Origin of the sequence: Pseudomonas sp. NPDC087346 (assembly GCF_044744235.1) — a bacterium.
Taxonomy (GTDB): domain Bacteria; phylum Pseudomonadota; class Gammaproteobacteria; order Pseudomonadales; family Pseudomonadaceae; genus Aquipseudomonas.
In genome coordinates this window covers 2,512-25,947 of sequence record NZ_JBIUXX010000071.1, presented here as the reverse complement: position 1 = coordinate 25,947, position 23,436 = coordinate 2,512, and the positions used below count along the sequence as shown (strand labels likewise).

18 protein-coding genes are annotated in these 23,436 nt (G+C 58.9%); 14 read left to right on the top strand and 4 right to left on the bottom strand.

The window, feature by feature from the left end; translation table 11 throughout:
• Both ACIOZM_RS27565 and ACIOZM_RS27560 read right to left on the bottom strand, forming a co-directional pair.
• Nucleotides 1-490, bottom strand: a 490-nt coding sequence (locus ACIOZM_RS27565) for a ribonucleotide-diphosphate reductase subunit beta (RefSeq protein WP_401219805.1), incomplete at its 3' end; no start/stop codon positions are given.
• Between the two features lie 564 nt (nucleotides 491-1,054).
• Nucleotides 1,055-1,315: a DUF2790 domain-containing protein gene (locus tag ACIOZM_RS27560; RefSeq protein WP_085709715.1), complete on the bottom strand. Its 261-nt coding sequence runs from the start codon at nucleotides 1,313-1,315 to the stop codon at nucleotides 1,055-1,057.
• A gap of 432 nt (nucleotides 1,316-1,747) precedes the next feature.
• On the opposite strand from ACIOZM_RS27560, the gene acs reads away from it, so the two are divergent.
• From acs to argR, 7 genes are all read left to right on the top strand, one after another.
• The gene (gene acs / locus ACIOZM_RS27555) at nucleotides 1,748-3,703 is read left to right on the top strand and encodes an acetate--CoA ligase (RefSeq protein WP_401219802.1); all 1,956 of its coding nucleotides are present in this window, start codon (nucleotides 1,748-1,750) and stop codon (nucleotides 3,701-3,703) included.
• Between the two features lie 734 nt (nucleotides 3,704-4,437).
• The gene (locus ACIOZM_RS27550; RefSeq protein ID WP_401219799.1) at nucleotides 4,438-5,211 is read left to right on the top strand and encodes an ABC transporter substrate-binding protein; all 774 of its coding nucleotides are present in this window, start codon (nucleotides 4,438-4,440) and stop codon (nucleotides 5,209-5,211) included.
• Between the two features lie 91 nt (nucleotides 5,212-5,302).
• On the top strand, nucleotides 5,303-5,992 hold the full coding sequence (locus ACIOZM_RS27545; protein ID WP_103304062.1) for an ABC transporter permease: 690 nt from the start codon (nucleotides 5,303-5,305) through the stop codon (nucleotides 5,990-5,992).
• Nucleotides 5,989-6,687 carry an ABC transporter permease gene (locus ACIOZM_RS27540; protein ID WP_401219797.1) on the top strand — a complete coding sequence of 233 codons (699 nt, stop codon included), beginning with the start codon at nucleotides 5,989-5,991 and terminating at the stop codon, nucleotides 6,685-6,687. Before ACIOZM_RS27545 ends, ACIOZM_RS27540 begins: the two co-directional genes overlap by 4 nt.
• A 1-nt stretch (nucleotide 6,688) precedes the next feature.
• On the top strand, nucleotides 6,689-7,801 hold the full coding sequence (locus tag ACIOZM_RS27535) for a M14 family metallopeptidase (RefSeq protein WP_401219795.1): 1,113 nt from the start codon (nucleotides 6,689-6,691) through the stop codon (nucleotides 7,799-7,801).
• A 27-nt stretch (nucleotides 7,802-7,828) separates the two neighbouring features.
• Entirely contained in the window at nucleotides 7,829-8,593 is a 765-nt protein-coding gene (locus ACIOZM_RS27530) for an ABC transporter ATP-binding protein (protein ID WP_401219792.1), read from the top strand.
• 245 nt (nucleotides 8,594-8,838) lie between these two features.
• Nucleotides 8,839-9,819, top strand: a complete 981-nt coding sequence (gene argR, locus ACIOZM_RS27525) for a transcriptional regulator ArgR (protein WP_401219790.1) — start codon at nucleotides 8,839-8,841, stop codon at nucleotides 9,817-9,819.
• Nucleotides 9,820-9,843: 24 nt separating this feature from the next.
• Here the strand turns inward: argR and ACIOZM_RS27520 are convergent, their stop codons facing one another.
• Nucleotides 9,844-14,889 (bottom strand): dermonecrotic toxin domain-containing protein, encoded by a 5,046-nt coding sequence (locus tag ACIOZM_RS27520; RefSeq protein WP_401219787.1) that lies wholly within the window; start codon nucleotides 14,887-14,889, stop codon nucleotides 9,844-9,846.
• A 306-nt stretch (nucleotides 14,890-15,195) separates the two neighbouring features.
• Between ACIOZM_RS27520 and ACIOZM_RS27515 the strand changes: the two genes are divergently transcribed.
• The 7 genes from ACIOZM_RS27515 (at nucleotide 15,196) to astE (ending at nucleotide 23,094) form a co-directional block, all read left to right on the top strand.
• A complete protein-coding gene (locus ACIOZM_RS27515) occupies nucleotides 15,196-16,416 on the top strand; it encodes an aspartate aminotransferase family protein (protein WP_401219784.1) in 1,221 nt (406 codons plus the stop codon).
• 231 nt (nucleotides 16,417-16,647) lie between these two features.
• Nucleotides 16,648-17,667 carry an arginine/ornithine succinyltransferase subunit alpha gene (gene aruF / locus ACIOZM_RS27510; protein WP_401219782.1) on the top strand — a complete coding sequence of 340 codons (1,020 nt, stop codon included), beginning with the start codon at nucleotides 16,648-16,650 and terminating at the stop codon, nucleotides 17,665-17,667.
• 51 nt (nucleotides 17,668-17,718) lie between these two features.
• Nucleotides 17,719-18,744 (top strand): arginine N-succinyltransferase, encoded by a 1,026-nt coding sequence (gene astA, locus ACIOZM_RS27505; RefSeq protein WP_401219781.1) that lies wholly within the window; start codon nucleotides 17,719-17,721, stop codon nucleotides 18,742-18,744.
• Complete coding sequence (gene astD, locus ACIOZM_RS27500; RefSeq protein ID WP_401219807.1) at nucleotides 18,741-20,210, top strand: succinylglutamate-semialdehyde dehydrogenase; 1,470 nt, start codon at nucleotides 18,741-18,743, stop codon at nucleotides 20,208-20,210. Before astA ends, astD begins: the two co-directional genes overlap by 4 nt.
• Nucleotides 20,211-20,376: 166 nt before the next feature.
• Nucleotides 20,377-21,723 (top strand): N-succinylarginine dihydrolase, encoded by a 1,347-nt coding sequence (gene astB, locus ACIOZM_RS27495; RefSeq protein ID WP_401219778.1) that lies wholly within the window; start codon nucleotides 20,377-20,379, stop codon nucleotides 21,721-21,723.
• A 57-nt stretch (nucleotides 21,724-21,780) separates the two neighbouring features.
• The gene (locus ACIOZM_RS27490) at nucleotides 21,781-22,071 is read left to right on the top strand and encodes a topoisomerase II (RefSeq protein WP_401219775.1); all 291 of its coding nucleotides are present in this window, start codon (nucleotides 21,781-21,783) and stop codon (nucleotides 22,069-22,071) included.
• Between the two features lie 12 nt (nucleotides 22,072-22,083).
• Complete coding sequence (gene astE / locus ACIOZM_RS27485) at nucleotides 22,084-23,094, top strand: succinylglutamate desuccinylase (RefSeq protein ID WP_401219773.1); 1,011 nt, start codon at nucleotides 22,084-22,086, stop codon at nucleotides 23,092-23,094.
• A 36-nt stretch (nucleotides 23,095-23,130) separates the two neighbouring features.
• Here astE and ACIOZM_RS27480 read toward each other — a convergent pair.
• On the bottom strand, nucleotides 23,131-23,436 hold a 306-nt coding region (locus ACIOZM_RS27480), incomplete at its 5' end, for a hypothetical protein (protein ID WP_401219770.1).

Below are 23,436 nucleotides of genomic sequence, written 5' to 3'. Positions count from 1 at the left end.
GGTTGTTGGCAACCTGGGAGTCGGCGGTGGAGAAGAAGCCGTGGTTGCGCATGACGATGCGGCGCTCGTCGTCGGTCTGGCCTTCCGGGTCTTTCCAGAGGGCGATGTCGGCGGTCATGTTGACTTCTTGCGGCATCCAGTGGTTTGCGCAACCGTCCAGATACTTCTGCCAGGCCCAGTCGTACTTGAATGGCACGAGTTGGTTGAGGTCGGCGCGGCAGTTGATCATGCGCTTTTCGTCAACGGCGACACGGGCGGAGGCGCCTTCGAGTTCGGCGAGGCCTTCGGCGACGTCGAGAGTGTTCAGTGCAGCCTTGGCACGGGCCACGGCGGCCGAGTCAGATGCGGTGACGGCGCGGGCTTCCAGCGCTGCGGCGCCGCCGGCGTTGTCCAGGCGGTCCATGTTGGCTTCAGTAGCGTGGCCGGCGTTGGCGCCTTTCACTGCTGCTACTTCACTGTCTTCTTTGTCGAATTCGTCCCAGCTCAGCATGACGTGTCGTCTCCTGCGTGAGGGCCTGTCGCCCGTGTGAAACCTGATTTTTGGTTTTTCACACGGCCATACAGACCGCGTTGGATCTAAAGGAATCGTTTTTTGCAGCAGCTAAACGCAGGCAATAAAACAGAATTTTGTACGGGGTTCCGAGAGCCTCTGACGGGCGCAATCAGCGTTGGACGCTGCTGCGGGGCTTCAGACTGGCTATTGATCCCTGTAAGGGAATATTGCTGACCCGATTAGGGCCGCATTATAGGGAAAAAAATGCGTGTGTGGGGGAGGTCGAATTGGCGCAGGGCGGTCGAGCGGGAGGGGTATTTCTGTCGGAGCGAGGGTTTACAGGGCTTTCGCCGGGATTGGCCCCTGAGAATTTTTTTTCATTAATTTTTTCGCACGGCTTTGGTTGTTCAAGAAATGAGCAAAAAACCGCATTTTTCACTATATCTTGTGGTTTGCAACCCTTTTGAAGGACTACAGACACAACTGAGCCCGGCCGAAGCCGGGCTGGAATCGACCCTCAATGATGCGCTGAGAGGTCCAATTCGGTGCAGTCTCGAATCATCAATTGGTGCAGCCGTTGCCCATCACGCTGTAGCGCAGGATGTGGCGCTGGCCGGTGGAGTCGTCGTATTCCATTTTCATCGGGACAACTTCGCAGACATTCGGAACTTCGCTCATGGAGACAACTTTGGCGATGTCCAGATGGGTGGAGTAAGTGTATTCCTCGATAGCCGGTTGTTGCTGCGCGACATCAGTCGGGACCTCGTCTGCCATGGCGGTTGCGCACAGACTGCTGAGGGCCAGAACTAATAAAGCTTTCATTTCAAATTTACCTTTTTGAGGTCGAGTGGGGTCACGCAACCTTTTTGGGGTTGCGTGTGGAACTTCATCATTGGGTGTTTGATTAACGGCCTTCGTGGGGGCTGCAACGTTGTTAATCGGTTTGCCTTGTCGGCGAGGCGGATTCTAGGGAGGTGGGGTGTCGGTAAACAGACCGGGTTTTGATAAACACTTTTCACAGATTTGGTAACAATCCCGCCAAACCACCCACAAACCGTGTAGGAGCTGCGGAACGCTGCGATCTTTTGACTTTTGTTTTAAAAAGCGAGATCAAAAGATCGCAGCGTTCCGCAGCTCCTACAGGGAGAGTGTGGTTGCATTGGGCTTGTTACTACCATCGTCGAATGGTTCTATGGGTCCGGCCCGGCTACAACGGGGTCATACAAAAACAACTATTTCACCGAGGTAAGAAAGATGAGTGCGGCTTCTCTGTATCCCGTTCGTCCCGAGGTTCTGGCCAATACGCTGACTGACGAGGCGACCTACAAAGCCATGTACCAGCAGTCGGTCGTCAACCCTGACGGTTTCTGGCGCGAGCAAGCCCAGCGTCTCGACTGGATCAAGCCTTTCACCACGGTGAAACAGACTTCTTTCGACGATCACCATGTCGACATCAAATGGTTCGCCGATGGCACTCTGAACGTTTCCTACAACTGCCTCGACCGTCATCTGGCCGAGCGCGGCGATCAAGTGGCAATCATCTGGGAAGGTGACGATCCTTCCGAAAGCCGCAACATCACCTACCGCGAACTGCACGAGCAAGTCTGCAAACTGGCCAACGCCCTGCGTGGTCAGGATGTGCATCGCGGCGACGTAGTGACTATCTATATGCCGATGATTCCCGAAGCCGTGGTCGCCATGCTGGCGTGTACCCGGATCGGCGCGATTCACTCGGTAGTGTTCGGCGGTTTCTCGCCGGAAGCTCTGGCCGGCCGCATCATCGACTGCAAATCCAAAGTGGTGATCACTGCCGACGAAGGTATTCGTGCCGGCAAGAAGATCTCGCTCAAGGCCAACGTCGACGACGCGCTGACCAACCCGGAAACCAGCAGCATCCAGAAAGTCATCGTCTGCAAGCGCACTGGTGGCGACATCAAGTGGAACCAGCATCGCGACATCTGGTACGAAGACCTGATGAAAGTGGCCGGCACCGTTTGCGCGCCGAAAGAGATGGGCGCCGAAGAAGCGCTGTTCATCCTTTACACCTCGGGTTCGACCGGCAAGCCTAAGGGCGTGCAGCACACCACTGGCGGCTATCTGCTTTATGCGGCGATGACTCACGAGCGCGTGTTCGACTATCGTCCGGGCGAAGTTTACTGGTGCACCGCCGACGTCGGCTGGGTCACTGGCCACTCTTACATCGTCTACGGCCCGCTGGCCAACGGCGCGACCACGCTGCTGTTCGAAGGCGTGCCGAACTATCCGGACATCACTCGGGTGGCGAAGATCGTCGACAAGCACAAGGTCAACATCCTCTACACCGCGCCGACCGCGATCCGCGCCATGATGGCTTCGGGTCAGGCCGCAGTTGAAGGCGCGGATGGCAGCAGCCTGCGTCTGCTCGGTTCGGTGGGCGAGCCGATCAACCCGGAAGCGTGGGACTGGTATTACAAGAATGTCGGCAAGTCGCGTTGCCCGATTGTCGATACCTGGTGGCAGACCGAGACGGGCGGCAACATGATGAGCCCGCTGCCGGGCGCCCACGCGCTGAAACCGGGTTCGGCGGCGCGTCCGTTCTTCGGTGTGGTGCCGGCGCTGGTCGATAACCTCGGCAACATCATCGAGGGCGAGGCCGAAGGCAATCTGGTGATTCTCGATTCGTGGCCAGGTCAGGCGCGGACGCTGTACGGCGATCACGACCGTTTCGTCGACACTTACTTCAAGACTTTCCGTGGCATGTATTTCACTGGTGACGGTGCCCGTCGTGATGCCGATGGTTATTACTGGATCACCGGGCGCGTCGATGACGTGCTCAACGTGTCCGGTCACCGCATGGGTACGGCCGAGATCGAAAGCGCGGTGGTTGCTCACCCGAAAGTCGCCGAAGCGGCGGTGGTCGGTGTGCCGCACGACATCAAGGGGCAGGGCATTTATGTCTACGTCACTCTGAAGAATGGCGAGGAGCCGACCGAGCAATTGCGTCTGGAACTGAAAAACTGGGTGCGCAAGGAGATCGGTCCGATTGCTTCGCCGGATGTGATCCAGTGGGCGCCGGGGCTGCCGAAGACTCGTTCGGGCAAGATCATGCGGCGGATTCTGCGCAAGATTGCTACCGCTGAATATGACGGGTTGGGTGATATCTCCACCCTGGCTGATCCGGGTGTGGTGCAGCATTTGATCGATACGCACAAGACAATGAATGTCGCGTAAGCGGCAGGTCTGAGTGAGTGAAAGCCCCGTCCGGTGTATGCCGGGCGGGGCTTTTTTGTGTCTGTGGATGTTGAGTTGGCTGGATAGGCCTCATCGCTGGCAAGCCAGCTCCCACAGGTTTTGTTGGTTGTCTGAGATGGCGGCGCCGACCTGATTCCCTGTGGGAGCTGGCTTGCCAGCGATAGCGGTCTGTCAGGCACTGATGTAGTCCACTGCCTGATAACAAAACCACCCAGCCAATAATTATCGACCTGTGCCGTAAGACATTTCCCACTGTTACCCGCCCGCGTTCAAGTTACCAAATGTGTAACCGCGCGCCCCGCGACGGGGCGTTGGGAAACGCAAAGCCCCGTTTCAGGGCCTCAAAGCACCCTCTGAAAAATAAGACATAACCCCGCGCTTGCCGGATTAGAAGGGTTTGCGAATAATAGGCCCGCAATTTGCAGCATAGATCGGTTCATCGTCTTTTGCTCTTGCATGAAATTGCGGGGCTGTCAATGTGCTCGGTCGGGTTTCTCGGTGCATCTGTAATTAGTTGTCGCATTGAAGAAATATCGGCCTCGGGCCTGTCGTTAGAATGCCGATCACTCGCTCGTCGTGGTGGATGTTGAAATCCTCACCGGTTTCAATAGGAAATTTCCTGCTGACGCAGCACCGCTTTCCAGATTCAACCATTCGCATATTGGGCTGTTGCTCACTCTGCCGTTTTTGCCCTTTACCGATGGAGTCTCAAGATGAAGAAACTTGTGCTGCTTGGCGCCCTGGCACTGTCCGTGCTGTCCCTGCCATCCTTCGCTGATGAAAAGCCTCTGAAGATCGGTATCGAAGCGGCTTACCCTCCGTTTGCTTCCAAAGCACCGGACGGCAGCATCGTTGGTTTCGACTACGACATCGGCAACGCTCTGTGCGAGCAGATGCAGGTCAAGTGTGTGTGGGTCGAGCAAGAATTCGACGGTCTGATCCCGGCACTGAAAGTGCGCAAGATCGACGCGATCCTGTCGTCCATGTCGATCACTGAAGATCGCAAGAAGTCCGTGGACTTCACCAACAAGTACTACAACACCCCGGCACGTCTGGTCATGAAGGCGGGTACTCAGGTCAGCGAGAACCTGAGCGAGCTCAAAGGCAAGAACATCGGTGTGCAACGTGGTTCGATCCACGAGCGTTTCGCTCGCGAAGTCCTGGCCCCGCTGGGTGCCGAGATCAAGCCTTACGGTTCGCAGAACGAAATCTACCTCGACGTGGCTGCTGGCCGCCTCGACGGCACCGTGGCTGACGCTACCCTGCTGCAAGACGGTTTTCTCAACACCGACGCCGGCAAAGGCTTCGCGTTCGCCGGTCCGGCCTTCACCGACGTCAAATACTTCGGTGACGGCGTAGGCATCGCAGTGCGCAAGGGCGACGCCCTGAAAGACAAGATCAACACCGCTATCGCGGCGATTCGCGAAAACGGCAAATACAAGGCAATCCAGGACAAGTACTTCGCCTTCGATATCTACGGCAAGTAATACGTTTCTGCGACAAGTCCGAAATGGCGCAAGCAACAGGATCTCTGAGGTTTGCGCCATTTTTTCATCCCAACTTTCGAGGACCTGAATCATGTTGAAAGGCTACGGGGCTGTCATCCTCGATGGCGCATGGCTGACGCTTCAGCTCGCCTTGTCTTCCATGGCCCTGGCCATCGTTCTCGGGCTGATCGGGGTTGCATTGCGCCTGTCGCCGGTACGCTGGCTGGCATGGCTGGGCGATCTGTACTCCACGGTAATCCGCGGGATTCCCGATCTGGTGCTGATCCTGCTGATCTTCTACGGCGGTCAGGACTTGCTCAACCGCGTGGCGCCGTTGCTCGGCTATGACGACTACATCGACCTGAACCCGCTGGCCGCCGGTATCGGCACCCTCGGTTTCATCTTCGGTGCGTATCTGTCGGAGACTTTCCGTGGCGCGTTCATGGCGATTCCCAAAGGTCAGGCCGAAGCGGGCATGGCGTACGGCATGAGCAGTTTTCAGGTGTTCTTCCGGGTGATGGTGCCGCAGATGATTCGCCTGGCGATTCCTGGCTTCACCAACAACTGGCTGGTTTTGACCAAGGCTACCGCGCTGATTTCCGTGGTCGGTCTGCAAGACATGATGTTCAAGGCCAAGCAGGCGGCTGATGCCACCCGCGAGCCTTTCACCTTCTTCCTCGCAGTGGCGGCGATGTACCTGGTGATCACCAGTGTTTCGTTGCTGATTCTGCGTCAACTTGAGAAGCGCTACTCGGTAGGCGTAAGGGCGGCTGATCTATGATCTTCGACTACAACGTCATTTGGGAGGCCATGCCGCTGTACCTCGGCGGCTTGTTGACCACCCTCAAACTGCTCGCGCTGTCGCTGTTTTTCGGTCTGCTGGGTGCGCTGCCGCTGGGCTTGATGCGCGTCTCGAAGAACCCGGTTGTCAACGGCGCAGCGTGGCTCTACACCTACGTGATTCGCGGCACGCCGATGCTGGTTCAGCTGTTCCTGATCTATTACGGTCTGGCTCAGTTCGAAGCAGTGCGCGAGAGTATCTTCTGGCCATGGCTGTCGAGCGCCACGTTCTGTGCGTGTTTCGCTTTTGCGATCAACACCAGCGCCTACACCGCTGAAATCATCGCTGGCAGCCTGAAGGCTACGCCGAACGGTGAGATCGAAGCGGCCAAGGCCATGGGCATGTCGCGCTTCAAGCTGTACCAGCGCATCCTGCTGCCATCGGCCCTGCGCCGGGCGCTGCCGCAGTACAGCAATGAAGTGATCATGATGCTGCAGACCACCAGTCTGGCGTCCATCGTGACCCTGATCGATATCACTGGCGCAGCCCGTACGGTCAACGCGCAGTTCTATCTGCCGTTCGAGGCGTACATCACCGCTGGCGTGTTCTACCTGTGCCTGACCTTCATTCTGGTGAAGCTGTTCAAGCTGGCCGAGCGTCGCTGGTTGAGCTACCTGGCCCCGCGGAAGCACTGATATGGAACGCATTGACCACGTTTTGCCATGGAGCCACCTGGGCAGCGAGCGCAAGATTTCGGTTTTCCGCTTCGGAAACGGTGAGCGCAAGGCCTACATTCAGGCCAGTCTGCACGCCGATGAACTGCCGGGCATGCGCACCGCCTGGGAGCTGAAAAAGCGCCTCGGCGAACTCGAAGCCAAAGGTCTGCTCAACGGTGTGATTGAACTGGTGCCAGTGGCCAACCCATTGGGTCTTGGCCAGTTGCTGCAAGGCAACCACCAGGGCCGGTTCGACGCCGGCAGCGGCAAGAATTTCAACCGCGATTTCGTCGAGCTGAGCGCGCCGGTTGCGGCGGCATTGGCTGACAGTCTCGGCGACGATCCGCACGCCAACATTCGCCTGATCCGTCAGGCGATGGCCGATCATCTCGCGGCATTGCCCGAGGCGAGCAGCCAGTTGCAAGGCATGCAGCGTGTGTTGCTCAGCCATGCCTGCACCGCCGATGTGGTGCTCGATCTGCATTGCGATGCCGAGGCCGCGCTGCACATGTACGCGTTGCCGCAGCACTGGCCGCAATGGCGTTCGCTGGCTGCGCATCTGAATGTGAAGGTTGGTTTGCTGGCGGAAGATTCCGGCGGCAGCTCCTTCGATGAAGCGTGCTCGTTGCCGTGGTTGCGTCTGTCGCGCCAGTTCCCGGATGCGCAGATTCCACTGGCCTGTCTGGCGACCACCATCGAACTCGGTGGCCAGGCGGATACCGGTCGCGCCGAAGCCGAGGCTTACGCCGAAGGCATTCTGGCGTTCCTCGCCGAGCAGGGCCTGATCACCGGTGAGTGGCCGAACGCGGCGCATGAACCGTGCGAAGGCATGCCGTTCGAAGGCACTGAATTGCTGTTGGCACCGCACCCGGGTGTGGTGAGCTTTTTGCGTAAACCCGGCGAGTGGGTTGAAGCCGGTGACGAGATTTTTGAAGTGATTGATCCTGTGTCCGATCGGGTCAGCACGGTGTGTGCTGGTACGTCCGGGGTGCTGTTTGCCATTGAACGGCTGCGATATGCCCAACCCGGTTTCTGGCTGGCCAAGGTGGCGGGGCGCGAAGCGCTGCGTCACGGGCGCTTGCTCAACGACTGACTGACTGTTTTTGTGAGAACCGACCGCATGTACAAACTTGAAGTCCAAGACCTGCATAAACGCTATGGCAGTCACGAAGTGCTCAAGGGTGTGTCCCTGAAAGCGGCAGCCGGCGATGTGATCAGCATCATCGGCTCCAGTGGCTCCGGCAAAAGTACTTTCCTGCGTTGCATCAACCTGCTGGAGCAGCCGCACGCGGGCAAGATTCTGCTCAACAACGAAGAGTTGAAGCTGGTGGCAAACAAGGAGGGCGCGCTGAAAGCCGCTGATCCCAAGCAGCTGCAACGCATGCGTTCGCGCCTGTCGATGGTGTTCCAGCATTTCAACCTGTGGTCACACATGACCGCACTGGAAAACATCATGGAAGCGCCGGTTCACGTCTTGGGCGTGTCCAAGGCTGAAGCCCGCGAGAAGGCCGAGCACTACCTGAACAAGGTTGGCGTGGCTCATCGTAAAGATGCATTCCCTGGGCATATGTCCGGTGGCGAACAGCAGCGTGTGGCGATTGCCCGGGCGCTGGCGATGGAGCCGGAAGTGATGCTGTTCGACGAACCGACCTCGGCGCTTGACCCGGAGCTGGTGGGCGACGTGCTGAAAGTCATGCAGGCCCTCGCTCAGGAAGGCCGCACCATGGTTGTGGTAACCCACGAAATGGGCTTCGCCCGTGAAGTGTCGAACCAGTTGGTGTTCCTGCACAAAGGTGTGGTTGAAGAAAGCGGCAACCCGCGTGAAGTGCTGGTCAATCCGCAATCTGAACGTCTGCAGCAGTTCCTCTCGGGCAGCCTTAAGTAATCGCTGCCGTTATGCACCAAATTAGGTCATGCTTCGCGACCTAGAGGCTGACCAAAATCCCCTGTGGGAGCTGGCCTGCCAGCGATAGCGGTGAACCAGATTGCATGTCTGGTACAGATATGCAGCCATCGCTAGCAGGCTAGCTCCCACATGTGATCGGTATTGGTTTCAAGATTTGTGTTCATTTACGGGCTAGCATTGGCCCATGCCTTCATCACTGTTTTTCGCTTTCGGATTGCCCGCCCATGACTGCCCATCGAATTGGTTTCCTGATTTGGCCCAGCACTAAAGCGTTGACGCTGGCGCTGGCGGAGGAAGCCTTGCGTGTTGCTCAGCGTGTGCATCCGGACGTGGTCTACGAGTTGTCGTTCTTGCAGGCCGAACCGCCGACCGAAGGTGCCTGGCAATTGCCTGGCGAACCCTGGGCCGGCAAGCTGGAAAACTTCCAGAAGCTGTTTTTGCTCGCCGATGAGCCGCCGACCACTTTGGCGCCGGCACTCAGCAGTACCCTCAAGCAATTGGTGCGTGCCGGTTGTGTAATCGGCGGTCTGTCGGCCGGTGTGTATCCGTTGGCGCAACTCGGTTTGCTCGACGGTTACCGTGCAGCGGTGCACTGGCGCTGGCAGGACGATTTCGCCGAGCGCTTCCCGAAAGTCATCGCTACCAGCCATCTGTTCGACTGGGATCGTGATCGTCTGACCGCGTGCGGCGGCATGTCGGTACTCGACTTGTTGCTGGCAGTGTTGGCCCGTGATCACGGTGCAGAATTGGCCGGTGCGGTCTCCGAAGAACTGGTGGTCGAACGCATCCGTGAAGGCGGCGAGCGTCAACGAATTCCATTGCAGAACCGTCTCGGCTCCAGCCATCCAAAGCTCACCCAGGCGGTGTTGCTGATGGAAGCGAACATCGAAGAGCCACTGACCACCGACGAAATCGCCCAGCATGTCTGCGTATCGCGTCGGCAACTGGAGCGGATCTTCAAGCAATACCTCAACCGCGTGCCGAGCCAGTACTACCTGGAACTGCGCCTGAACAAGGCCCGGCAGATGTTGATGCAAACCAGCAAGTCGATCATCCAGATCGGTTTGTCGTGTGGCTTCTCCTCGGGGCCGCACTTCTCCAGCGCCTACCGCAACTTCTTCGGCGCCACGCCACGGGAAGATCGCAACCAGCGACGCAGCAGCAGCCCGTTCGAGTTGTCGTCGGTGCCTGCGGAACGCGGTTGACGCGTCCGCAAGCGAGCCCGGCGATCATTCGTCTACGTCGGATTCTCCTGACGTGGACACCTCCATCTCTGCCTGATCAATGACGTCCTGCACGCCAAAGTCTATGTGGGTCTTTTTGAAATAGGCGAGCAGTCGCTCAACGCTGACCGCTGAAAACGGATTATTCCTGAGGCTGATTTTTTCCGCAGCGTCCACGCTCAGCTCCAGAATATCGTTGGGGATTTCGGTGATCGCGTTGTCATTCAGTGCCACCAATTCCAATTGTTCGAGTTTCAACAGGCCTTGTGGCAGCGTGCTGATGCCGGTGTTATCCAGCAGCAGTGTCGACAGACCAGTCATCTGACTGACGTCCGGGGTCTGATCAAGTGGGTTATCGCTTAGATCCAGGTTATCCAGACGTTCCAGTTGTGCGAGCTCCAGAACAGTCTGGCGACTGAGGGTGATGTGGCATTCCGACAGCGATAGATAGGTCAGATCTGCCATCCGGAATATCGCTGCGGGTATCTGTCCGAGCTGGTGCTGGTGAATCGTCACGCTTTGCAGCTCGGTGAATGCCTCGAGAAATCTCGGGATTCCGACGGTGCGCCCTGGAATGCCTCTCATGTAGAGGTGTGAGACATGACTGAAGTCTGCATTCAGTACAGGCAGTTCGCCGGTGATGACAACTGACAGGTTCAGTTCATGGGTTGGGCGGCTTTCCGGATCGAAGTCATCCTGTTCGCTTACACGACGCCAGCACTGCTCCAGCAGAGACTTGAATTCATCGCGTGCCCCCTGTTCGTTCAGCACTTGTTCAATTGTGAACGGCTCGCCGCTGATTGGGTGAATGGCGGGGAGGTCGGCAGTCCAGATCGCAAGGTTGTCGCGCAAGCCGTTGAACTCGGTCTCGAGCCGTGCGAGTTCGACCCTGCCTTCGGCCAGTGTCCCGGGGAGCAGGTAAAACAACTCGCTGGCCTGTTCTTGATCCATTTGGGTGTACAGCGCTTGCACACGATTCAGGTCGGCTGGTTCAGCCAGAACGCCGAAGTCCTGACGGGTTTCGCCAAAGTGGCGTTTGATACGTTCACGGTCCGCGGCACCGATCGGATTCCCTCCCAGATCGAAACCCTCCGGAACGCGGCTGGGCAATTCGAAAAGAGCATCGGGCAACGACGGAATTCGGTTGTCATTGAGCAATGCGGTACGTAAGTGAGGGCGACTAAGCAGACCTGTCGGCAGATCGGCAATTGCGGTTTCCGACACGTCTATGTATTGCAGGTTCGACATCTTTTCGACATTGGGTGTGAGTCCGAGCGGGTTCTTGTAGAGGTCCAGTGTTCTGAGCTGCGTTTGCGCCGCAAGGTTGGCCAGGCTCTCGGGTGTAAGGGTGACGCCGCAATCGGCAAGAATCAGCTCGCGCAGGTGCGGCGAGCGGTTGATCGCCTCCGGCAGGCGCCCCAGGCGGAAGTTGCGTAATGCCAGGCGACGCAGGCCGGAAAAGCAGTTGAGGAATCCGTGCAGGCCGCGCGTGCTGTTGACGCCTTCCATTGTCAGGAAGTCGACATGGCTGAAGTCCACTTCCAGTTGCGGTAGCTCACCCAGTATCGGTTGGGACAAGCGCAGATCGATCATCAGATCGCCGTCGGCTGGAATCGACACCTGCTGTTTCCAGCAGTCGAGGATATCGACCCGCATCTGCCTCCGGCGATGTCGCTGGATGGCCTGTTGTTCTGCTGTGAACCGGGTGCCGGTTTCGGGGTGAAGCAGGGGAATGGCATCGATCCAAGGGTTCAGAATATCGTCGAGCCGGCCACGCTCGACAATCAGCCTGTTCAATTCCGCCCTCGGCCCGTTGGGATGGCGCTGCAATCGTTCGACAAATGCTTCCAGCTCTTCCGGCAGTAAATGCGGCAGCAACCAGTGGGCGTGGGTCTGCAAGGTTGGAGTGTTGACCGGCAAACGCCGAAAGCCGGTTGTCCCGCCCAGCAGTCGCATGACGGCCGGATCGTAAGCCGGTTTGAGGTTCTGGTTTTGCGCGAGCAGTGTCAGCAGATTTTCGCGGCTCAAGACGTGATCACGAGTCAGCTGTTTGAGCTTTTCAGCTTCACCGATGTGGATGTTCAATGCCGTGCGTTCGGCGTCCGGCAAAGCCTGCAACAGGCTGGAAAATAGCGAGTCGGGCGCACTGAGTTGTTCACCGAGATCATCGAAGGGCTGGTAATCGCCTTGCTCGGTCAGCACCAGCACTTTGCGGATCATCGCGTCCTGCGGGCCGATACTGTCGATGAGCTGCCCGGTATGCGTGTAGTGCCTAACTTCCAGGCGCAACGGTTGCGACCATCCCGGCAGTTGAGGCAGTGAGTGGAGTACCAGTCGATCGGTGTCGAGGTTGTTTTGTGTGGCCTGCAACTCCAGTCCTTCGAGTGCTCGTGTCGCCCGCACTTGCAGGCCAGTCTGCTGGCTCAAATCGACAAGTCGGCTGGAAACGGTTCCACGCTGCAGTTGCTGGCGCTCGGCGTCTGTTGAGGTTTCGAGTATCGATTGCGCCAGCTCCTTTGGCAGGCCGGGTTCGGCATCCATCAATGTCTGAGTCAGTGAGCCAGCGCCGCCTTGCAGTTTTCGGTATCGATCCTCGAACAGGCTTTGCCGTTTGCGTTGTGCAAGCTCGGCAACTATGCCGCGCAAGGTAGATGCACGAGCCTCGGGAGATGGAGCAGGGGTATGGGGTTTTTCGTCCAGCAGCGTCCGCGTTTCCGATTCCGACAGGCGTTGCAGGGAGGTCTTGAGCAGGTCGCCATTTTCCAGCCTGGAAATTTCGATTTGCACAGGCGTGACATCCTGCGCGGGGTTGCGCCAGATTGTTCTGCCCTGACGGTCAATCAGTTGGATGCCTTTGTCGGCTGGCCAATAGCCGTTCTCATGCAGCAATTGCAGTTGGGTTGCGGGATCGGCCAGCAGGTAATCCTCGGCGTGAGCGCTGCCGATTTGTTCGATGAAGGTTTGAATGTCATGGTCGATCTGCCATCGCTGAAGTGTGTCCGCCAGCAGCGGTGGCACTTGTCCGAGTTCGACATGCATCTGGCGCAGGATGTTTTCCTGGCAACCGCTGATATTGAGTAATCGTTCTTGCAGGGCCGGGGAGAGGCGTTGCATTTGCGGGCCGCAGCGGCGCAGCACTGTCGCGCGATCCCAGCTCAATGGCTGGTCGAGGGCGGTTTGCCAGGCACCGGCCTTGTTGTGTTTGAGTGCGGGTTTGTAGGCATCGGGTCGGGCGGGATGGTCGATGCGATATTGGCTGGTCTGTGGGTCCTGGCTCACTGCGTAGAGTTTGTCTTCGAGCGCCAGCAGGGTTTTGCCTTGTCGGGTATGCAGGCCCAACGTGTCGGATCGTGCGTCTTTGGGCAGGTCACCCGGCAATTCGTAAGGGCGCAGGTCGGGTTTCCAGTAGCGCGACTTCCCGGCTGACAGATTGGTCGGAACGAACCGATCGATGAACTCGGTAATTCCGGTGGGCAGCAGCGTACGAAACTCGCCGGCAGCGATTGCGCCCCCTGCTGCAAAGGTACCCAATTGCACAACGGATTCTACGGCGCCCATGAGATGTTCGAACGCTTCGCGGGGCAAGCCTTCGGTCCAGTCGACGATGCTTTCGAAGGTTTCGTCGAGTAATTGGTAGGCGGTATAGGCCAGCATCAGTTCGCCGAGAAATGGCACGAATGGCAACGCCACAAATGCCACGATATTGAGCAGCGTCGAGGCTATCTCGGTGAAAGAATCCCACAGTGCCCAGCGAGCCTTGCTGTCGACCGTCGCAGTCGAAACCGCAATGACGCGTGCATCGTTGAGGATCTTGTCGAGTTTGCGTCGGTAGAGATAAGCCCACAGGTCGCCTTTGATTGGCATCCCGGCAATTTGCAGAAGAGGCCGCTTTGCCGATTTCTCGCGCCAGGTCGGCAACGAGTCGCCGAGCAGAACCGGCTGCCAGGTGATCGGGGCCAGACGCGCATTCAATTGGCCGAAGAAATGCCCACGATCTTCATGGTCGATGAACCTGCTGAAAAAAATCTGGTAGTCAGAATCGCGCAGTCGCAGCGTCAGTTCTTCAGCGAAAGCCCCCGCGCTGGGGTACTCCTTGATCGGATGTTCGGGGTCATCGGGTATATAAGCGACGACCCGTGACACCACCGTTGCGCTTTCCAGAAGGGGTGCAAAGAGCAGGATGCCGGTCAGAGGGGCGTTCATGATCGTCAACGCGTGACAATGCCAGGCCTGGCGTTTCACGCGCAGATATTGCAAGCCATCGAGCAGGCCAAGAATCAGGCGATGGATTTCGCCGTCCAGTCTGTTTTGCATATGCGCCATTTGCAGGGCTGCTACCAGTGCGGTTTTTTCGCTGGCGCAGACGTCGGGCTGCAAAATGGCGGCGACCAGCGGGTTGCTGATACCAAGATTGTCTTCCAGGTATTCCATGTAACGCTTGCCGATATCCAGTTCGCGACAGAGTCGGGTGAACGCGGCAATTGGCATTTGCTTGTGGATGTCGGGCAGGTTGCTGAACCGCCCCTCGGTTGAAGGCGGACTGATATAGGTGGAGGCGGGATCGAAGGCGTCGTCTTCGGTTTCATTGCTTTCGAAGTTGTGCAGGACGGCGTCGAGCAATGAGACGGTCCATATCCGCGCCGCGCCCGACTTGAGTCGCAGCCACGGCATGCGTTCGGGTAGATAGAGACGCAAAAAAACCTGCTCGACATCCAGGTTCAGGCCAAAGCGTTTCTCGATTTCCGCATGCAACAGTGGGGTGGCGAAGGTTTTTGCGTTCTGCAGATGTGCAAGGCGTTGGTCTGTGCGGTTTTGTGCGGTCCAGTGTGAGGCATTGAGTGTGCGCAGCTTTTCATGCTGACTGTGCGAAGCTCGCCTGAGGCTGGCGACCAGCAACGGATCGGCCTGTGTCAGCGCCTGGCGTTTTTGTGTTGATGCTTGAACCAGCCATGCCGGAATGGCATCGAGCAGAGGCTGATAGTGCCGGTCCTGCCGGGGCAGCAGCAACGAGTCGGAAAGTGTCGCGAGGGAGGTGGTGTTTTCGTCAGTCATGGAGACGGCCGTTTGCCTTGGAAAGACCCATAGCAAAACCCGTGAATCACATCGATGTGCGGTACATATATACCGCACCTCGAAAAACACTCTCCGATAAGATCCCGGCAGTCTGCGCAAACGGCGGCGCGCAGTTTAAACTGCGCCTTTGCGACCCTATATGTCGCATTGCCGTAAACCCGGGAAAAACCGGGGTTTGCGCTATAAGAAGTTGTCGCTTGGCGGCAAGGCCGGGCTGAAAACTGTCCTTACAATCCCCCCATCGCTCGCCAGTTTCAGGCGGGTGGCCATCATCAGGAGACTCCGATGTACGTTGAGCACGCTGCGGTACAACGCGCCGATTTCGACCAGGTAATGGTTCCAAACTACGCGCCTGCCGCTTTCATTCCGGTGCGTGGCGCCGGTTCCCGCGTCTGGGATCAGGCCGGTCGCGAGCTGATCGACTTCGCCGGCGGGATCGCCGTCAACGTATTGGGCCACGCGCATCCGGCGCTGGTCGGTGCCTTGACCGAACAGGCCAACAAGCTGTGGCACGTTTCCAACGTGTTCACCAATGAGCCGGCCCTGCGCCTGGCACATAAGCTGATCGACGCCACGTTCGCCGAACGCGTGTTCTTCTGTAACTCTGGCGCCGAAGCCAACGAGGCCGCTTTCAAGCTGGCCCGTCGTGTCGCGTTCGACCGTTTCGGCAGCGAGAAGTACGAAATCATCGCCGCGCTCAACAGCTTCCACGGCCGCACCCTGTTCACCGTGAACGTCGGTGGCCAGTCGAAGTATTCCGACGGTTTCGGTCCGAAAATCACCGGTATCACCCACGTTCCTTTTAACGATCTGGCCGCGCTGAAAGCTGCCGTTTCCGACAAGACCTGTGCGGTCGTGCTCGAACCGATCCAGGGTGAGGGCGGCGTGCTGCCGGCCGAACTGGCTTACCTGCAAGGTGCCCGCGAACTGTGCGACGCGAACAACGCGCTGCTGGTGTTCGACGAAGTGCAAACCGGCATGGGCCGCAGCGGCAAGCTGTTCGCCTACCAGCATTACGGCGTGACCCCGGACATCCTGACCAGCGCCAAGAGCCTGGGCGGCGGTTTCCCGATCGCGGCGATGCTGACCACCGAAGCGCTGGCCAAACATCTGGTCGTCGGCACCCACGGCACCACTTACGGCGGCAACCCGCTGGCGTGTGCAGTGGCCGAAGCAGTGATCGATGTGATCAACACCCCTGAGGTGCTGAACGGCGTCAACACCAAGCACGACAAGTTCAAGGCACGCCTTGAGCAGATCGGCGAGAAGTACGGCCTGTTCACCCAGGTACGTGGTCTCGGTCTGCTGATCGGTTGCGTGCTGAGCGATGCCTGGAAAGGCAAGGCCAAGGACATCTTCAACGCCGCTGAAAAAGAAGGCCTGATGATCCTGCAAGCCGGCCCGGACGTGATTCGTTTCGCTCCAAGCCTGGTGGTTGAAGACGCCGATATCGATGCCGGTCTGGATCGTTTCGAACGCGCTGCCGCCAAGTTGACGCAAGCCTGATAGACCTTTCGGCACCTGAGCATCTCAGGCGCCGATCCAAATTTTTATGCCGGGCTGGATAGAAAGTGTGGGAGCTAGCCTGCTAGCGATGAGGGCCTTACGGCCAACATCATTGTCGTCTGTCAGGACGCCATCGCTAGCAGGCTAGCTCCCACAGTTGACTCTGAGTTGGTTCAGGGACGGCCCGGGAATTTCATCTTCTGTGAATTTATAAAAGAAAGGAGTGACACCATGCTGGTGATGCGCCCTGCGCAAATGGCTGATCTGGGCGAGGTACAGCGTCTGGCTGCGGACAGCCCGATTGGTGTCACTTCCTTGCCGGATGACGTGGAACGTCTGAGCGACAAGATCGCCGCGAGCGAAGCCTCGTTCTCTGCCGAAGTGAGCTTCAACGGCGAGGAGAGCTACTTTTTCGTTCTTGAAGACAGTACCACCGGCAAACTGGTCGGCTGCTCGGCGATTGTCGCTTCGGCGGGTTACTCCGAGCCGTTCTACAGCTTTCGCAACGAGACCTTCGTGCACGCTTCGCGCGAGCTGAAGATCCACAACAAGATCCACGTGCTCTCGCAATGCCACGACTTGACCGGCAACAGTCTGCTGACCAGTTTCTACGTGCAGCGTGAACTGGTGGGTTCGCCTTGGGCCGAGCTCAACTCCCGTGGTCGTCTGTTGTTCGTTGCCAGCCATCCTGAGCGTTTCGCCGATTCGGTGGTGACCGAGATCGTCGGTTACAGCGACGAGAACGGTGATTCGCCATTCTGGGACGCCATCGGTCGCAACTTCTTCGACCTCAACTACGCTGCCGCCGAGCGTCTGTGCGGGCTGAAAAGCCGTACGTTCCTCGCCGAGCTGATGCCGCATTACCCGATCTACGTACCGCTGCTCCCGGATTCCGCCCAAGAGGCGATGGGCCAGGTGCATCCGCGTGCGCAGATCACCTTCGACATCCTGATGCGCGAAGGCTTCGAGACCGATCATTACATCGACATTTTCGACGGCGGCCCAACCCTGCACGCTCGCGTTTCGGGGATTCGTTCGATTGCCCAGAGCCGCGTGGTGCCAGTGAAGATCGGCGAGCCGGTCAAGGGGGCCGGGCGCCAGTATCTTGTGGCCAACGCGCAGTTGCAGGATTACCGCGCGGTCTTGCTCGAGCTGGATTACGCGCCGGGCAAACCGGTGACCCTGGATCTGGAAGCGGCCGAAGCCTTGGGCGTCGGTGAAGGTGCCAGTGTGCGCCTGGTGGCGGTTTAACGCCTTAGCGAGTTTCACGGGTGGCGCAAGCGGCCCGTTTGAGGAGATAGCATGATTGTTCGTCCCGTACGCAGCAGCGATTTATCCGCTCTGATCGACCTGGCCCGCAGCACTGGCACCGGCCTCACTACCTTGCCGGCCAACGAAGAGCGCCTGGCCCATCGGGTCGGCTGGGCCGAAAAGACCTTTCGCGGCGAAGCTGGCCGTGGCGATGCGGACTACCTGTTCGTGCTTGAAGATGACGATGGCCGCGTGGTGGGGATTTCTGCCATCGCCGGCGCGGTCGGTATGCGTGAGCCCTGGTACAACTTCCGTGTCGGTCTGACGGTCAGCGCTTCGCAAGAACTGAACATCTATCGCGAGATTCCGACGCTGTTCCTGGCCAACGACCTGACCGGTAATTCCGAGTTGTGCTCGCTGTTCCTGCACGCCGATTACCGCACCGGCCTCAATGGCCGCATGTTGTCGAAGGCGCGGATGTTGTTCATCGCCGAGTTTCCTGAACTGTTTGGCAACAAGATCATCGCCGAGATGCGCGGTGTTTCTGATGACGCAGGTCGTTCGCCGTTCTGGGAAAGTCTGGGCCGACATTTCTTCAAGATGGAATTCAGCCAGGCGGATTACCTCACGGGTGTCGGCAACAAGGCGTTCATTGCCGAGCTGATGCCGAAATTCCCGCTGTACACCTGCTTCCTCTCGGAAGACGCTCGCAGCGTGATCGGCCAGGTTCATCCGGACACCGAGCCGGCGCTGGCGATGCTCAAGGGCGAAGGCTTCAGCTATCAAGGCTACGTCGACATCTTCGACGCCGGTCCGGCCATCGAGAGCGAGACCGGCAAGATCCGCGCAGTGCGTGACAGCGAAGCGCTGGTGTTGGCCATCGGCACGCCGGGCGACGACGCCACGCCGTTCATCATCCATAACCGCAAGCGCGAAGACTGCCGCATCACCGCCGCTCCAGCACGTCTGGCCGCTGGCACGCTGGTGGTCGATCCACAGACCGCCAAACGTCTTCAACTCAACGCTGGCGATCAAGTGCGCGCCGTGGCGTTGTCCGCTGCACGGGAGTCGAAATAATGAATTCGCTATACATCGCAGGTGAATGGCTGGCCGGTCAGGGCGAAGCTTTTCAATCGCTGAACCCGGTGACCCAGCAAGTGCTGTGGTCGGGGGAGGGCGCCACCACCGCTCAGGTCGAGTCGGCGGTGCAGGCTGCCCGTCAGGCATTTCCGGACTGGGCTCGTCGCACGCTGGAAGAGCGTATCAGCGTGCTCGAAGCTTTCGCCGCGTCGCTGAAAAATCATGCCGATGAACTGGCGCGCACCATTGGTGAGGAAACCGGCAAGCCGTTGTGGGAATCCGCGACCGAAGTCACCAGCATGGTCAACAAGATCGCGATTTCGTTACAGAGCTACCGCGAGCGTACCGGCGAGAAGAGCGGCCCACTGGGCGACGCCACTGCCGTTCTGCGCCACAAACCGCACGGTGTGGTTGCCGTATTCGGTCCTTACAACTTCCCGGGCCACTTGCCGAACGGTCATATCGTTCCGGCGCTGCTGGCCGGTAACAGCGTGCTGTTCAAACCAAGCGAACTGACCCCGAAAGTCGCCGAGCTGACGGTCAAGTGCTGGATCGAAGCCGGTCTGCCGGCCGGCGTGCTCAATCTGCTGCAAGGCGCCCGCGAAACCGGGATCGCCCTGGCGGCGAATCCGGGTATCGACGGTCTGTTCTTCACCGGTTCGAGTCGCACAGGCAACCATCTGCATCAGCAATTCGCCGGGCGTCCGGACAAGATTCTGGCGCTGGAAATGGGTGGCAACAATCCGCTGGTGGTCGATCAGGTCGCGGATCTGGATGCAGCGGTTTACACGATCATTCAGTCGGCATTTATTTCCGCCGGCCAGCGCTGCACGTGTGCGCGTCGTCTGTTGGTGCCGCAAGGCGCGTGGGGCGACAGCCTGCTCAAGCGTCTGGTTGAAGTCAGCTCGACGATTGAAGTCGGTGCCTTCGACCAGCAACCAGCGCCGTTCATGGGCTCGGTGATTTCCCTCGGCGCGGCCAAAGCGCTGATCGATGCCCAGGCACATCTGCTGGCTAACGGTGGGGTTTCGCTGCTGGAAATGACGCAGCCACAGGCTCAGGCCGCGTTGCTGACGCCGGGGATTATCGACGTGACCGCGGTCGCCGAGCGTCCGGACGAAGAACTGTTCGGCCCGTTGCTGCAAGTGATTCGCTACGCCGATTTCGCAGCGGCCATCGCCGAAGCCAACGATACGGCTTACGGGCTGGCGGCAGGCCTGCTGTCGGACTCCGAAGATCGTTATCAGCAATTCTGGCTGGAAAGCCGTGCCGGTATCGTCAACTGGAACAAACAACTGACGGGTGCTGCAAGCAGCGCGCCGTTTGGCGGGGTTGGTGCTTCGGGCAACCATCGCGCCAGTGCTTACTACGCGGCAGATTACTGCGCGTACCCGGTGGCGTCGCTGGAAACCCCGAGCCTGACGTTGCCAGCGACCCTCACGCCCGGCGTGAAAATGGCGTAACGCCCAATCGCTGGCAAGCCAGCTCCCACAAGGGTGCGTCGTTCACAAAATCTGTGAACGCCACTGAAACTGTGGGAGCTGGCTTGCCAGCGATGGCCGCACCGCAGTCGCACTGAACAGTTAGTTACTGAAGCCTATAACAACAGATTCTCGTGGAGCCTCGCTGATGAAATCCTATGAAGTCAATTTTGACGGTCTAGTGGGGCCGACCCATAACTACGGTGGTCTGTCCTACGGCAACGTTGCGTCCCAGAGCAACAGCCAGCAATCCTCGAATCCGAAGGAAGCGGCGCTGCAAGGTCTGGCGAAAATGAAAGCGCTGATGGAAATGGGCTTTCAGCAAGGCGTACTGGCCCCGCAGGAGCGTCCGGACGTGGCCGCTCTGCGCCGTCTGGGTTTCGGTGGCAGCGACGCTCAAGTGATCGAGCGCGCCGCCAAAGAAGCCATGCCGCTGCTGGTCGCCAGTTGCTCGGCATCGAGCATGTGGGTGGCCAACGCCGCCACGGTCAGCCCAAGCGCTGACACCGCCGATGGTCGCGTGCATTTCACCGCCGCCAACCTCAACTGCAAATATCACCGCAGCATCGAGCACCCGACGACCAGTCGCGTGTTGGGGGCGATGTTCGCCAATCAGCAGCACTTCGCTCATCACGCCGCATTGCCGGCGGTGGCGCAGTTCGGCGACGAAGGCGCGGCCAACCACACACGTTTCTGCCGTGAGTACGGCGAGGCCGGTGTCGAGTTTTTCGTGTTCGGCCGCAGTGCCTTTGATACCCGTTACCCGGCACCGCAGAAATACCCGGCGCGCCAGACTCTCGAGGCTTCGCAAGCCGTTGCGCGTTTGCACGGTCTGCGTGACGAAGGCGTGGTCTATGCCCAACAGAATCCGGGCGTGATCGACCAGGGTGTGTTCCACAATGACGTGATCGCCGTGGGCAATGGCGAAGTGTTGTTCTATCACGAGGACGCGTTCCTCGACACCGAACAGATGCTGGCCGAGTTGCAGGGCAAACTCGCCAAAGTCGGTGGGAATTTTCAGTCGGTGTGTGTTCCGCGTTCCGCTGTAACCGTGGATGACGCGGTTCGCTCCTACCTGTTCAATAGCCAGCTTCTGTCGCGTCCTGACGGCTCGATGCTGTTGATCGTGCCGGAAGAGTGCCGTGGCAATGAGCGTGTCTGGAACTACCTGCAAGGTTTGACCAGCTCCGGCGGGCTGATTCGCGAAGTGAAGGTCTTCGACCTTAAACAAAGCATGCAGAACGGCGGTGGCCCGGCTTGCCTGAGACTTCGCGTCGCACTCAACGAAACCGAACTGGCGGCGGTCAACCCAGGGGTTATCATGACGGCACCGTTGTACGGTTCGTTGACCGCATGGGTTGAAAAGCACTACCGCGACCGCCTGAGCGAAACCGATCTGGCGGACCCGCAATTGCTGCTTGAATGCCGGACGGCACTGGATGAACTGACGCAAATCCTTAAACTGGGCGCGGTTTATCCATTCCAGATCAATTGATGGCCGGCGCGTCGCCTGAACGCGGCGCGCGGCTTGTCTCCCCAAGAGAGTAAAAACATGAGCGATTCCCTGCAGCTGATCCTTGAAGACACCGACGGCACGCAACTGCAAACCACGTGCACCCGCGTTGCGGTCATGTGGCAAGGCAAAGAGCTGTGGATTCAGCAAGACGGCCGTGGCCAGTTGCTGATCGGCGTAGACGTCGAGGAAGGCGATGCCGAATACGCCAACCTGCTGCTGCGTCCGCTGGCGACTAATCTGGTAAGCCTGCAACTGGAAATGGAACCGGCCGAAGTCGGTGACGACGAAGACCACGTGCACGGTCCGGATTGCAACCACGATCACTAAGGAAACCGCTCTATGCTCGCCCTCGGCAAACTGCTTGAACTGACCCTCGCCGGCCGCGAACCGGCGGAGAAGACTCAACTGACTGTCGAAGGCGTGCGCATGCGCTGGTTGAGCGAGGGGGCGCTGGAAGTCCGGCCTCCCGAAGCTCGCGACAATGGCCTGGATCTGCTGCTGTCGGCAGGGATTCACGGCAATGAAACAGCGCCGATCGAGCTGCTTGATCGGCTGTTGCACGACATCGCCCGTGGTGATTTGAAACCGCGTGCACGCATTCTGTTCCTGTTCGGCAATCCGGAAGCGATTCGCAAGGGCGAGCGTTTCATCGAGCAGGACGTCAATCGGCTGTTCAACGGCCGTCACGAACAAAGCAGTGGCTTCGAAGCGCTGCGTGCCTGTGAGCTTGAACGACTGGCGGCGAGTTTCTTCAACCTGCCGGATCGTCAGCGCCTGCACTATGACCTGCACACCGCGATCCGTGGCTCGAAGATCGAACAGTTCGCCCTGTATCCGTGGAAGGAAGGTCGCCAGCATTCGCGCCGGGAGCTGGCCCGTCTGCGCGCCGCTGGCATGGAAGCGGTGCTGTTGCAGAACAAACCGTCCATCGTGTTCAGCTCGTACACCTACGACAAGCTCGGCGCCGAGTCTTTCACTCTGGAACTGGGCAAGGCGCGGCCGTTCGGGCAGAACGAGGGTGTTGATGTATCGCGGCTGGAAACCCGTCTGAAGCAGATCATCGAAGGCACCGAGCCGGAGGTGGTGGAAGAGGGCCTGGATGGTTTGCAACTATTCAGCGTGGCGCGCGAGATCATCAAGCACAGCGATGCCTTCCGCCTGAACCTGCCGGCAGACATCGAGAACTTCTCGGAGCTGGAGGTGGGTTATGTGCTGGCCGAAGATCTGGCCAATACCCGCTGGATCATCGAAGAGAAGGGCGCACGAATCATCTTCCCCAATCCCAAGGTCAAGAACGGGCTGCGGGCAGGCATCCTGATCGTGCCGACCACTGACGAACATCTCGTCTGACCCAGTCGCAAGGTCGATATAAAACCACTGTGGAAGCTACCCTGCTGGCGATTGCGCTGTGTCAGTCGGTTTAAATGTCGACTGATACGACGCCATCGCCAGCAGGCTGGCTCCCACAGTTTGTCCGGTGTTTGGACCGCTGCAGCAGCGATCCGTCTGCGGGCGGGCGTCCTGATCGTGCCGACCACCGACGAACACCTCGCCTGACCCAGTCGCAAGGTCGATATAAAACCACTGTGGGAGCCAGCCTGCTGGCGATTGCGCTGTGTCAGTCAGTTTAAATGTCGACTGATACGACGCCATCGCCAGCAGGCTGGCTCCCACAGTTTGTCCGGTGTTTGG